A 12,467-nucleotide genomic window follows, 5' to 3' on the forward strand; every position below is an offset into this window, starting at 1 on the left:
TCGACCGAATTTTCCGCGCTCTGCGGAAACCGGCCTTTCGGCGGCAAGCCCCTGAAACCGCTTGGGAAAAAGCTGTCGCTTCGATCAGGTAAGAATTTCGAACCGATTCATAGGCTTATGCGGACGGACGAGGGAGAGGGGAAAAAAGCGGGACGCCAGGAGGCCGCATTGGGAAAATTGTGCACAATAATTGTGCCCAGTGTTACCGCCGCGCCCGTCGACGGTGCGCGGCGCGAAGCTCAGCCCGTCCGGGAAATATCCAGGCCCTTCAACTGCCCGATCATCCACGCATGGGCGTCACGCCCGACATGCTGGACGTGGCTGTAGAGCCGCAGCACGTAGGGCGGAATGTCGAACGGCGCGGGATACAGGGCGAGGCCGGCGGCTTCCGCCAGGGCCCGTGCGGCATGTCGCGGAGCGGTGAGCAGGAAATCGGTGGAGCCTGCCAGGAACAGCGCCGCCAGCACCGTCGGCAGTTGCACCGCCACTTCGCGACGCAGGCCGGAGCGGGCCAGCAGCCGGTCGATCACCCCGCTGTCCTCGTTCCACGGCGTCACCACCGCATGCCGTTCGGCCAGGTAGCCCTCCAGCGTCGGCGCCCCGGCGAGGCGCGGGTGGTCGCGCCGCGCTACCACCACGTAGCGGTCGGTGAACCAGTCATGGGCCTGGATGCCTTCGGGCAGGCGCTCGTGTTCCTCGTCGTAGCCGAGGGCGAAATCGATCCGCCCGCTGGCCAGGGCCTCCACCGACAGCTTGCGTTCCGCATTGACCAGGCGCAGGCGCACTCCGGGCGCGCTGTGCTGCAGGCGGTTCATCAGCGGCGGAAGCAGGGCGAAGGCGGTGTAGTCGGTGGCGGCGAAGACGAAGGTGCGCTGGCTCTGTCCCGGTACGAACGGCCGCCACTCTTCCAGCCCCTCGCCGAGGGCGCGCAGAGCGGCGGCCACCGCAGCGGCCAGGTGCTCGGCACGCTGGGTCGGCTGCATGCGGTTGCCCTGGCGCAGGAACAGCTCGTCGTCCAGCCCCTGGCGCAGGCGCCCCAGCGCATGGCTGAAGGCCGAGGCGCTGATCGCCAGTTCGCTGGCTGCGGTGCCGACGTTGCGGTGGCGATACAGGGCGTCGAAGACAAGCAGGAGGTTGAGATCGAGACGGCGCAGCAGGGGATGCATGTTATTCAGTTGCCGATGAGAAGAATGCACTTCATGCATCTTAGCAGGCGCACTAGGATGGCCGGATCCCCCACCGGAAGGTTGCCCATGACTCTCGAAATCCGTCCCGCCGTACCGGCCGACGCCGAACAGATCCTTGCCTTCATCATCGAACTGGCCGACTACGAGCGCGCCCGCCATGAGGTGGTCACCGATGTCGAAGGCATCCGCCGCAGCCTGTTCGCCGAAGGCTCGCCGACCCGCGCGCTGATGTGCCTGAGCGAAGGCCGGCCGATCGGCTATGCGGTGTATTTCTACAGCTACTCGACCTGGCTGGGGCGCAACGGCATCTACCTCGAAGACCTCTACGTCACCCCTGAGTACCGTGGCGTCGGCGCCGGTCGCCGGCTGCTCCGCGAGCTGGCCCGCGAGGCCGTGGCCAACGACTGCGGACGCCTGGAGTGGAGCGTGCTGGACTGGAACCAGCCGGCCATCGACTTCTACCGCTCCATCGGCGCGCTGCCGCAGGACGAGTGGGTGCGCTACCGGCTGGATGGCGAGGCGTTGCGCAAGATGGCGGAGTAGCTGGCGGCAAGCCGACGTTGATGCCGGGGGAGTGTGTGGGGGTAGGGCGAATAGCGCCTGGCGATATCCGCCAGTTTCTCACCGAGGACGCCTGGCGCCTGCCGAGTCATCGCCACCGGTATCCATGCCGCTCTCCCGTAGCGCTGTAGCGTTGTCCCGCAGGAACGCCCACAGGCGTTCCGCTACCGGGCCCTGCGCGCGATCGCGCCGGCGCGCCGCCACCACCTCTTCGCTGCGTCCTGGCAGATGCGGCCCGGCCAGTGCGAGCAGGCGGCCGTCGGCCAGTTCCTCGTCGACCAGGAAGTCCGGCAGGTGCCCCCAGCCGAGGCCCTGGAGGATCACCTCTTTCTTCGTTCGCTGGTCCGGCACGCTGCACTGTCGCGCGCCGGCGAGCATGAAATAGTCCGTCGGCGGAGAATGGCGGGCGCTGTCGCGCATCACGCACTGGGCGAAGGGGCGCAGTTGTTCCGGGCGCACCGGTCGCGGCGGAGGATCGCCGAGCAGGCCCGGTGCGATGACCGGGACCAGCCCGACCCTGCACAGGTCGAGCCATTCCAGGCGTGGGTCGGACTTGTCCACGCGATGCAGGATCAGGTCGGCCTCGCCGTCCAGCAGGCGCTCCAGCGGGCCGCTGACGGTTTCGAACAGCAATTGCAGGCGGGTCTGCGGCTGGCTGCCGAAGAACCCTGCGAGCAGCGCCAGGGCCGGGCGCGGCGGGCAGAGGTCGCCCAGTACCACGCGCAGCTCGCTTTCCTCGCCCTGGGCCAGGTGCGCGGCGTGGCCCCGCAGCCCTTCCAGTTCGTAGAGCAGGGCCTGGGCACGCTGGTGGAAGGAGCGACCGGCGGCGGTCAGGCCGACCCGGTAGCCGCCCCGTTCCAGCAGCACCAGGCCGAGCTGGCGCTCCAGCCTGGCAACGGCGGCGAACACCGCCGGATGGGAGCGGTGCAGGCGCTGTGCGGCGGCCTGGAAGCCGCCGGCGTCGACCACTGCGTCGAAGCATTGGAGGTCGTGGAGGGTGAAATCGTGCATGTCAGCTTCCCTGACAGAGTCGTTCCATTCTTTGTAGTTTTTCCCAGGGGCCGTCGCAACTAGCCTGGCGTGCATGGCAATCACCCTGACCCCGGAGGCTCCCATGGGCAACCTGTCTTTTCTCGCTACCAGCGATGGCGCCAGCCTCGCCTATCGCCTGGACGGTGCGGCGGAGAAACCGCTGCTGGCGCTCTCCAACTCCATCGGTACCACCCTGCACATGTGGGATGCACAACTCCCGGCACTGACCCGGCACTTCCGCGTCCTGCGCTACGACGCCCGTGGCCATGGCGCCTCCAGCGTGCCGCCGGGGCCCTATACCCTGGCCCGGCTGGGCGAGGACGTACTGGAGCTGTTCGACGCGCTGGAGGTACGGCGCGCGCATTTCCTCGGCCTGTCCCTGGGCGGGATCGTCGGCCAGTGGCTGGCGCTGCATGCGCCGCAGCGGATCGAGCGGCTGGTGCTGGCCAACACCTCGGCCTGGCTCGGCCCGGCGGCGCAGTGGGACGAGCGCATCGCCGCGGTGCTGCAGGCCGAGGACATGAGCGAGACCGCCGCGGGCTTCCTCGGCAACTGGTTTCCGCCGGCGCTGCTGGAGCGCGCCGAGCCCGTCGTCGAGCGCTTCCGGGCGATGCTCATGGCCACCAACCGGCACGGCCTGGCCGGCTCCTTCGCGGCGGTGCGCGATACCGACCTGCGCGCGCAACTGGCGCGGATCGAGCGGCCGACCCTGGTGATCGCAGGGGCGTACGACACGGTCACCGCCGCCAGCCACGGCGAGCTGATCGCCACGTCGATTGCCGGGGCCAGGCTGGTTACGCTGCCGGCGGTGCATCTGTCGAACGTCGAGTTCCCGCAGGCGTTCGAAGGCGCGGTGCTGAGCTTTCTCGGCGCAGCCTGATTAGGCTATCGTCGCGGCTTTTCCCTCGGCGCAGGAGCCGACATGAACGAGCCGGGCAGTTTCATCTGGACGTGGTACGGGCAGGATGAGCATCGATGGGTCCTGCTCAGCGCAGAGGCGTTCCTGGCGCTCGATTTCCTGGCCCTTGACGGTGCCATGCAGAGAGAGACCATCGGCAGTTGCCCGGGCTGCTCTACCTGGTCGGAGAAGATCGTGCCGTTGCACGAGTGGCTCGAAGGCTGTCCGGGTCACCAGGCCGGGAATTTTCGCGATGCCTTGAGGCGTGTCTGGGCGCTGTGCAACGAGCTGCCCGAGGAAGCGCTGGGCTGCTTCGACTTCGACATCTATGCCCACCCCGGATGGCAGGCGGTACGTCGAGAGGCCCGGGAGGCGCTGCGGCAGAACGGTTGGGACAGCATCCGTAGCCACGCCGAGGAGCTGCGCGACGACTGTTGGGAGCGTGTGCATGGCTACCCGAAGAAATGAAAAAGCCGCCCCTCGGGGCGGCTTTTCGTTGCGCTGCGGCGAACGGCCTACAGCCCGTTCTTCGCCTTGAACTCGCGGCGGCGGCGATGCAGGACCGGCTCGGTATAGCCGTTCGGCTGCCGGGTGCCTTCCACCACCAGCTCCAGGGCGGCCTGGAACGCGACGTTGTCGTCGAAGTTCGGCGCCATCGGCCGGTAGGACGGGTCGCTGGCGTTCTGCCGGTCGACCACCACGGCCATGCGCTTGAGGCTCTCGACCACCTGCTCCTGGCTGATCACGCCGTGACGCAGCCAGTTGGCCAGCAGCTGGCTGGAGATGCGCAGGGTGGCGCGGTCTTCCATCAGACCGACGTCGTTGATGTCCGGCACCTTGGAGCAGCCGACGCCCTGGTCGATCCAGCGGACGACATAGCCGAGGATGCCCTGGGCGTTGTTGTCCACCTCGTTCTTGATCTCTTCCGCGGTCCAGTTGGTGTTCGGCGCCAGCGGAATGGTCAGGATATCGTCCACCGAGGCCGGGGTGCGCTTGGCCAGCTCGGCCTGGCGGGCGAACACGTCGACCTTGTGGTAATGCAGGGCGTGCAGGGTCGCGGCGGTCGGCGACGGGACCCAGGCGGTGTTGGCGCCGGCCAGCGGATGGCCGATCTTCTGCTCGAGCATGGCGGCCATCAGGTCGGGCATGGCCCACATGCCCTTGCCGATCTGCGCCTTGCCTTGCAGGCCGGTGGCCAGGCCGACGTCGACGTTGTTGTTCTCGTAGGCGCCGATCCACTTCTCCGACTTCATGGCGCCCTTGCGCACCACGGCGCCGGCTTCCATGGAGGTGTGGATCTCGTCGCCGGTGCGGTCGAGGAAGCCGGTGTTGATGAACACCACGCGATCCTTGGCCGCCTTGATGCAGGCCTTCAGGTTCACGGTGGTGCGGCGCTCCTCGTCCATGATGCCGACCTTCAGGGTGTTGCGCGGCAGGCCGAGGACGTCCTCGACGCGGCCGAACAGCTCGTTGGTGAAGGCGGCTTCTTCCGGACCGTGCATCTTCGGCTTGACGATATACACGCTGCCGGTGCGGCTGTTCTTGCGGCTGGTGTTGCCGTTCAGGTCATGAATGGCGATCAGGCTGGTGAAAAGGCCGTCCTGGATGCCTTCCGGCACTTCGTTGCCGTCCTTGTCGAGGATCGCATCGTTGGTCATCAAGTGGCCGACGTTGCGCACGAACAGCAGCGAGCGGCCGTGCAGGGTCAGTTCGGAACCGTCGGCCCTGGTGTAGACGCGGTCCGGGTTCATGGTGCGGGTGAAGGTGCTGCCGCCCTTGCTGACTTCCTCGGCCAGGTCGCCTTTCATCAGGCCCAGCCAGTTGCGGTAGATCACTACCTTGTCGTCGGCGTCGACCGCGGCGACCGAGTCCTCGCAGTCCATGATGGTGGTGAGGGCGGCCTCCATCAGCACGTCCTTCACGCCTGCGGCATCGGTCTGGCCGACCGGGCTGCTGGGGTCGATCTGGATTTCGAAGTGCAGGCCGTTGTGCTTGAGCAGTACCGCTTGCGGCTTGGCGGCGTCGCCCTGGAAGGCAAGGAACTGGCCAGCGTTCTTCAGGGCGGTTTCGCTGCCGTTCTTCAGCGCGACGACCAGCGCGCCGTTCTTCACGCTGTAGGACGTGGCGTCGACATGGGAGCCGGACTCCAGCGGCGCGGCCTCGTCGAGGAAGGCGCGAGCGAAGGCGATGACCTTGTCGCCGCGAACCTTGTTGTAGCCCTTGCCTTTCTCGGCGCCGCCTTCTTCGCTGATCACGTCGGTGCCGTAGAGTGCGTCGTACAGCGAGCCCCAGCGGGCGTTGGAGGCGTTGAGGGCGAAGCGCGCATTCATCACCGGCACCACCAGCTGCGGGCCGGCCATGCGGGCGATCTCGTCGTCGACGTTCTGGGTGCCGGCCTGGAAGTCTTCCGCCTCGGGCAGCAGGTAGCCGATTTCCTCGAGGAAGGCCTTGTAGGCAGCGGCGTCGTGGGCCTGGCCGGCGCGAGCCTGGTGCCAGCCGTCGATCTTGGCCTGGAGTTCGTCGCGCTTGGCGAGCAGGGCTTTATTCTTCGGCGCCAGGTCGTTGATCACGGCCTCCGCACCGGTCCAGAACGTGTCGGCAGAGACGCCGGTTCCGGGGATGGCTTCGTTGTTCACGAAGTCGAACAGGACTTTGGCGACCTGCAGGCCACCGACTTGAACGCGTTCAGTCATTGTTTGCCTCACTCTGCTCTAGACCAGCTCTGGACCCGGGCCGCACGGCCTTGTAGTCCGAGCCGCGGCATACTACATGATGCCGCGGGAAAAATCAGTGGTTACGCGTCGCGTTACGACTGGATGACGCTTCACGGTCACGTTGGCCAGGCTCAATGTTCGCAAAAAAACTGTACTTTGTTCCAGATAAATCTAAAAACAGTACACGATTTATCGCGAGCCCAACTGCGGCGCGGCGTCGCAGGATGTTTCACTGCGCTGCGAGCGCCTTGCCTATACTCCGGAATCGCCCCAGGAGCCTCGCCATGCCCGTCCATGCCGCATCCCTCGCCGATCTCGCCGACCTGGTTCCGCTGTTTTCCGCCTACCTCGACTTCTACGAAGTGCCGGCGCCGGAAGAGCAGGTTCGCGCATTCCTCGCCGAGCGCCTGCGCCAGGGCGATTCGACCCTGTTCCTGGCCAGGGATGCCGAGGCGCGGGCGCTGGGCTTCGTCCAACTCTATCCGCTGTTCGCCTCCCTGGCGCTACGACCTTCGTGGCTGCTCAGCGATCTCTACGTCCGCCCGGAGGCGCGTCGCCGGGGTGTCGGCGAGGCCCTGATGAACCAGGCCCGGGGTTTCGCCGAAAGCATGGGCGCCTGCGGCCTGCAACTGGAGACGGCGAAGACCAACCACGCCGGGCAGTCGCTCTACGAGCGCCTCGGCTATGTCCGTGACGAACAGTTCTACACTTACTGGCTGCAGCTCTGAACTCCCATTCGTCCCTGCAGGAGGCAAGCTCATGGATCACCTGGTCCTGACCGTGATCGCCACCGACCATCCCGGCCTGGTCGAGCGCATCGCCCAATGCATCGCCTCCCACGGCGGCAACTGGCTGGAAAGCCGCATGTCGCGGATGGCCGGGCAGTTCGCCGGGATACTGCGGGTGGCCGTGCCGGCGGAAGGCTACGACGAACTGGTGGAAGGGCTACAGGGCCTGTCCAGCCACGGTATCCGCGTGCTCCTGGCGGAAAGCGGGATCGAGCCGGTATGCAACTGGAAGCCTATCCACCTCGACCTGGTGGGCAACGACCGCCCCGGTATCGTGCGTGACATCACCCGGCTGCTGGCCGAGCACGGGGTGAACCTGGAGAGCCTGTCCACCGAAGTGCGCCCGGCGCCGATGAGCAGCGAACCGCTGTTCCATGCCGATGCGCTGCTGGCGGTGCCGCTGACCCTGTCGCTGGACACCCTGCGCGAGCGACTGGAAGACCTGGCCGACGACCTGATGGTGGAGTTGGTGCTGGACGCGTCCTGAAGTTGTTCAGGAAAGCCGGGGACGGGCCTGTGGAAAAGCCTTGGGTGAAACCCTGAAGCCCAGGCGCCGCGAGGCTTGGAGGTCGTAGCGCGTTTTTTGACCAGCTGCGTTGCGGTTATTCCCAAACCAGGTGGACCAGCCTGTGGGTATTCTGTGTGGATAACCTTGCAGGCCTTTATCCATGGGCGATACAAGGGTTTGATCGTTTTCTGAGCAGCCTCTCTTGCGCTTTTGCTTGTGGATTAACCTTCGCCGCTATCGTTGCCCCTGTGCACAAATGACGTGGAGCAGTCTGTGGGTAAGCCGGGGAAAAATCCATGCAGGCCTTTATCCATCGGTAATCCAGGTGTCCGTACGTTTTTTGATCGATGGCTTTTCCGGTTCATCCACAGTTGCTCACAAAAGCCTTGGGCAGCTTTGTGGATAAGCCTTGTGTATATCGTTGTAACCCTTGGTAAGCCTGGCATGCAGCGGTATGCTCAAAGACTGATCAGGCGCTTTGCAGGGCCTCTTCCGACGAGTTATCCACGTGCCTGCGGAGAGGAGAAGGCAGGTCTATGCACAAAGTGCGTGCATGATCCTGTGGAAAAGCCTGGGGTGGATCGCTGAGCGTCAGTATTGGCGGGGGATAGGAAGGAGTGCGTGTTTTTTCGCCAGGCTTGCGGAGTTCCGCAAGCCTGGGGATAACGTCAGCCCGGCTGGGGAAGGCGGCGTAGGCTGCGCCAGGCGTCGAAGCTGTAGACGGCCAGGGCGAGCCAGATGAAAGCGAAGGCGGTCAGGCGGCTGGAGTCCAGATGCTCGCCGAACAGCAGGATCGCCTGTAGCAGGACCAGCGTCGGCGCCAGGTATTGCAGGAAGCCCAGGGTGGCGTAGGGCAGGTGCCTTGCCGCAGCGTTGAAGCAGACCAGCGGAACCAGCGTCACCGGGCCCGCGGCGACCACCCACAGGGCTTCCGGGGTGCTCCAGAAAGCCGTTTCGCTGGTCGGCCCGTCGGCGAACAACAGCAACCAGACCAGCGCCAGCGGCAGCAGCAGCCAGGTTTCCACCACCAGTCCGGGCAGCGCGGCGACCGGCGCCTTTTTGCGGATCAGGCCGTAGAAGCCGAAGGTCAGGGCCAGCACCAGCGACACCCAGGGCAGGCTGCCGAGTTGCCAGACCTGCTGCGCCACGCCCAGCGAAGCCAGGGCCACTGCCAGCCATTGCAGGGGACGCAGGCGTTCCTTGAGCAGCAACATGCCGAGCATCACGTTGATCAGCGGATTGATGTAGTAGCCCAGGCTGGCTTCCAGCATGTGGCCGTTGTTCACCGCCCAGACATAGGTCATCCAGTTGCTGGCGATCAGCAGTCCGCTGGCGGCCAGCACGACGAAGCGCTGCGGATTCTGGCGCAGCTCGCGCCACCAGCCCGGGTGCTTCCAGAACAGCAGCAGGACGGCGCCGAACAGGGCCGACCAGACCGCGCGCTGGACGATGATTTCCACCGCGGGAATGCGTTCGAGCAGTTTGAAGTAGAGCGGGAACAGTCCCCAGATCACATAAGCCGTCAGGCCGAGGACATAGCCCCGACGGAGGTTGGCGGTCGCCATGGAGAATCCTTGAAACGTCAGGCAGGTAAGAATGGCCGTGCACGGTATGCACGCGCGGATGACCTGTGAATTCTAGTAGGGGGGTGGCGAGCTTGTCTGCGCACAGTTCCCGCGGAAAAGCACCGGCACACTTGCCGTTCCCTCGCCTGCCACGCGGCGGGACGGATAGCGCCGCGCGCCATTCGCCCCGTCCGCAGGAGGCTCAGAACAGTCGCAGCGGTTCCTCGTCCAGCGCCGCCAGTTGTTCGCGCAGCACCAGCACCTGCTCGCCCCAGTAACGTTCGCTGCCGAACCAGGGGAAGCTCGGCGGGAACGCCGGGTCGTCCCAGCGCCGCGCGAGCCAGGCGCTGTAGTGCATCAGGCGGAGGCTGCGCAGGCCTTCGAGCAGCGGTAGCTGGCGCGGGTCGAAGTCGTGGAACTCGTTGTAGCCGTCGACCAGTTCGGCAATCTGCGCCAGGCGTTCGTGGCGCTCGCCGGCGAGCATCATCCACAGGTCCTGGAGGGCCGGGCCCATGCGGCAGTCGTCGAGATCGACCATGTGGTAGACCTCGTCGCGGCACAGCAGGTTGCCCGGATGGCAGTCGCCGTGCAGGCGGATCGGCTGGTAGGGCACCTCGGCGAACAGGGCGTCGAGGCGTTTCAGCAGGTCGCGGGCGACCGACTCGTAGGCCGGCAGCAGGCTCCTGGGGATGAAATTGCCTTCCAGCAGGGTGGCCAGCGAGGCGTGGCCGAAGTTATCCACAGCGAGCGCCTCGCGGTGCTCGAACGGCCGCGTGGCGCCGACCGCGTGCAGGCGGCCGAGCAACTGGCCGAGGCGGTAGAGCTGGTCGAGATTGCCCGGCTCGGGCGCGCGCCCGCCGCGCCGGGGGAACAGGGCGAAGCGGAAGCCGGAGAATGCGAACAGGCTTTCGCCGTCGCGCGACAGCGGCGCCACCACCGGCACCTCGCATTCCGCCAGCTCGGCGGAGAAGGCGTGCTCCTCGCGGATCGCCGCGTCGCTCCAGCGGTCCGGTCGGTAGAACTTGGCGATCAGCGGCTCGCCGTCCTCGATGCCGACCTGGTACACGCGGTTTTCGTAGCTGTTGAGCGCCAGCACCCGTGCGTCGCTGAGATAGCCGAGGCTTTCCACGGCATCCAGGACGAGGTCGGGGGTCAGTTGGTCGAAGGGATGGGACATGACGGGGCATCCAAGGCTCGAAAGACCCCTAGTGTACGCAAGCCGGCGCGGGCCGGCAGGTTCACAGCGGCGTGCCGAGCAGGACCTGGGCTGGATCGAAGGAGGCGATCACCTTCTGGCCCTTCTTCAGCCCCAGGCTGGCCAGTCGTTCGCCGGACAGCAGCGCGCAGAGGGTAAGACCGCTGCCCAGGGCGATGCGCACCTCGCTGGGACCGGCCTTGGCCGCGAGGATTTCCTCCAGGGTGCCGTGCAACTGGTTCGGCTGGTCCTCGCGCGGTTCCAGCCCGACGTCCAGCCAGCCGGCCTTGATCAGCGCCAGTACCGGGCGGCCGCGACCGAGTTCGAGTTGCTCGGTGCTGGCGCGGGTGATCAGCGCCTCGATGCGTTGCTGGCCTGGCAGCTCGATGGCGATGCGGTCGTGGAAGCCTTCGCCATGGATCGACAGGACCCGCCCGTGCAATTGGTTGCGTGCGCTGGTGCGGAGCATCAGGCGGCCGATCAGGTTGAGGTCCTCGGCGTCTTCCGCGGCCTGCAACACCTGCGCTTGCAAGGCTTCCAGGCGCCGGTAGAGAGCCAGCAGGCGTTCGCCCTCGGCGGTCAGCCGGGCGCCGCCGCCGCCCTTGCCGCCGACGCTACGCTCGACCAGCGGACGCTCGGCCAGGTTGTTCAGTTCGTCGATGGCGTCCCAGGCGCCCTTGTAGCTGATGCCCACGGCCTTCGCCGCACGGGTGATGGAGCCCAGTTCGGCGATCTGCGCGAGCAGGGCGATGCGTTGCGGGCGACGGGTGACGTGCTGGGCGAGAGTGGAGAGTGCGGACATGGAGGCTTCGCTATGAGCGGACGTATACGGCGAAGGCTCCAACAGCCATGGGCAAAACGCAAGGGCGTCACTCGGCGGCCTGGTAGAGACCGTAGCCGGCGGCGGCGCCGGCCAGGTCCCAGGCGAGGTCCTTCCAGCTCCAGCCGCTGCCGGCGGAACGGCTGTCGTAGAACTCCTTGCCGACGCCGAAGGCGAGCGAGAAGCTCAGGCCGAAGCGTGCCTGGCGAGCGCCGCGCAGGCCGCGGTCGTGGGCCATCTGCATGCCCGCCGCGGCAAGGGCCGCGGAACTGGCGAAATGCAGGGCTTTGTCTTCGCCCAGCCAGTCGTCTTCGGCGAAATGGCTGCAACCGCCGAGCAACAGGCAGGCCGCGACCAGCAGTGCGCGCATGGATCCTCTCCCGTATCGGTTGCGCGGCAGTTTAGCCCAGCTCAGCCGGGCTTCGGCGTGCGCGCCAGGCAGTAGACGTCGACCCGCGCGGCGCCCGCCCGGCGCAACAGGCGGGAAAGGCGCTCGGCGGTGGCCCCGGTGGTGAGCACGTCGTCCACCAGTGCCAGGTGCAGCCCGCGAACATCGCTGGCGGGCGCCAGGGCGAAGGCGTGGCGCAGGTTGCGCCGCCGCACCGTCGCGTCCAGTCCCTGCTGGGCCGGAGTATCCAGCACTCGCCGCAGGCTGTGCGGATCGCAGCGCAGGTCCAGCTCGCCAGCCAGTCGCTCGGCGAGCTGTTGCGCCTGGTTGAAGCCGCGACGACGTTCGCGCCGTGGCGCCAGCGGGACCGGCAGCAGGCGTGCCGGGCGCGGCAGGCCTTCGGCGTAGCGTTGCCGCAGGTGTTCCGCCAGCAACTCGCCGAGCAGCCGCCCCAGCGGCCAGGCCGCCTGGTGCTTGAAGCGGTTGATCAGGCTGTCGAGCGGAAAGGCGTAGCGCCAGGGCGCGATCGCCTGTTCATAGGACGGCGGGCGGCGCAGGCACTCGCCGCACACCTGGCCGTCCAGCGGCAGGGGCAGGGCGCAGCGCCGGCACTGCTGGCGCGACCAGGGCAGGTCGGCGGCACAGGCGCGGCACAGCGGGCGGGCCGGCTGGTCGCTGCGGGCGGCGCAGAGCAGGCAGGCCGGCGGCGGCAAAAGCCAGCGCGTGAGAGGACGAAGCGGGAACGACATGGCGGGACTTCCTGGCGGATGTCGCACCATGCAACCGCAGGCGCGCGCCGCCGACCAGCCGT

Annotated in this window: 13 protein-coding genes; 5 read left to right on the forward strand and 8 right to left on the reverse strand. The window is 67.0% G+C overall.

Features of this window, described 5'->3' with window-relative positions:
- Positions 1-239 precede the first annotated feature (239 nt).
- Entirely contained in the window at positions 240-1,166 is a 927-nt protein-coding gene (locus AC1RB9_RS02455; protein ID WP_003121783.1) for a LysR substrate-binding domain-containing protein, read from the reverse strand.
- Positions 1,167-1,253: 87 nt separating this feature from the next.
- On the opposite strand from AC1RB9_RS02455, the gene AC1RB9_RS02460 reads away from it, so the two are divergent.
- Positions 1,254-1,730, forward strand: a complete 477-nt coding sequence (locus AC1RB9_RS02460) for a GNAT family N-acetyltransferase (RefSeq protein ID WP_003084777.1) — start codon at positions 1,254-1,256, stop codon at positions 1,728-1,730.
- 78 nt (positions 1,731-1,808) lie between these two features.
- Here AC1RB9_RS02460 and AC1RB9_RS02465 read toward each other — a convergent pair whose 3' ends face one another.
- Positions 1,809-2,759: a LysR family transcriptional regulator gene (locus AC1RB9_RS02465; protein WP_003160882.1), complete on the reverse strand. Its 951-nt coding sequence runs from the start codon at positions 2,757-2,759 to the stop codon at positions 1,809-1,811.
- A gap of 103 nt (positions 2,760-2,862) precedes the next feature.
- Here AC1RB9_RS02465 and pcaD point away from each other — a divergent pair, with 103 nt between their 5' ends.
- Both pcaD and AC1RB9_RS02475 read left to right on the forward strand, forming a co-directional pair.
- Complete coding sequence (pcaD, locus tag AC1RB9_RS02470; protein WP_003121785.1) at positions 2,863-3,660, forward strand: 3-oxoadipate enol-lactonase; 798 nt, start codon at positions 2,863-2,865, stop codon at positions 3,658-3,660.
- Between the two features lie 42 nt (positions 3,661-3,702).
- Positions 3,703-4,146: a hypothetical protein gene (locus AC1RB9_RS02475; RefSeq protein ID WP_003084782.1), complete on the forward strand. Its 444-nt coding sequence runs from the start codon at positions 3,703-3,705 to the stop codon at positions 4,144-4,146.
- A gap of 47 nt (positions 4,147-4,193) precedes the next feature.
- On the opposite strand, the gene AC1RB9_RS02480 is transcribed toward AC1RB9_RS02475, so the two are convergent.
- On the reverse strand, positions 4,194-6,371 hold the full coding sequence (locus AC1RB9_RS02480) for a malate synthase G (RefSeq protein WP_003111109.1): 2,178 nt from the start codon (positions 6,369-6,371) through the stop codon (positions 4,194-4,196).
- Between the two features lie 305 nt (positions 6,372-6,676).
- On the opposite strand from AC1RB9_RS02480, the gene AC1RB9_RS02485 reads away from it, so the two are divergent.
- Positions 6,677-7,120 carry a GNAT family N-acetyltransferase gene (locus AC1RB9_RS02485; protein ID WP_003105215.1) on the forward strand — a complete coding sequence of 148 codons (444 nt, stop codon included), beginning with the start codon at positions 6,677-6,679 and terminating at the stop codon, positions 7,118-7,120.
- A gap of 31 nt (positions 7,121-7,151) precedes the next feature.
- Entirely contained in the window at positions 7,152-7,667 is a 516-nt protein-coding gene (locus AC1RB9_RS02490; protein WP_003084789.1) for a glycine cleavage system transcriptional repressor, read from the forward strand.
- 689 nt (positions 7,668-8,356) lie between these two features.
- Here the strand turns inward: AC1RB9_RS02490 and rarD are convergent.
- The 5 genes from rarD to AC1RB9_RS02515 all read right to left on the reverse strand — a co-directional run bounded on the left by rarD (position 8,357) and on the right by AC1RB9_RS02515 (position 12,405).
- On the reverse strand, positions 8,357-9,253 hold the full coding sequence (rarD, locus tag AC1RB9_RS02495) for an EamA family transporter RarD (RefSeq protein WP_003121788.1): 897 nt from the start codon (positions 9,251-9,253) through the stop codon (positions 8,357-8,359).
- 202 nt (positions 9,254-9,455) lie between these two features.
- Entirely contained in the window at positions 9,456-10,430 is a 975-nt protein-coding gene (locus AC1RB9_RS02500) for a serine/threonine protein kinase (RefSeq protein ID WP_003084794.1), read from the reverse strand.
- Between the two features lie 61 nt (positions 10,431-10,491).
- The gene (locus AC1RB9_RS02505) at positions 10,492-11,250 is read right to left on the reverse strand and encodes a TOBE domain-containing protein (RefSeq protein WP_003084796.1); all 759 of its coding nucleotides are present in this window, start codon (positions 11,248-11,250) and stop codon (positions 10,492-10,494) included.
- A gap of 67 nt (positions 11,251-11,317) precedes the next feature.
- On the reverse strand, positions 11,318-11,638 hold the full coding sequence (locus tag AC1RB9_RS02510; RefSeq protein WP_003103307.1) for a YfiM family lipoprotein: 321 nt from the start codon (positions 11,636-11,638) through the stop codon (positions 11,318-11,320).
- Positions 11,639-11,679: 41 nt separating this feature from the next.
- Positions 11,680-12,405 carry a ComF family protein gene (locus AC1RB9_RS02515; protein ID WP_003121789.1) on the reverse strand — a complete coding sequence of 242 codons (726 nt, stop codon included), beginning with the start codon at positions 12,403-12,405 and terminating at the stop codon, positions 11,680-11,682.
- Positions 12,406-12,467: the final 62 nt, after the last annotated feature.

This window comes from Pseudomonas sp. 20-5, assembly GCF_056782835.1.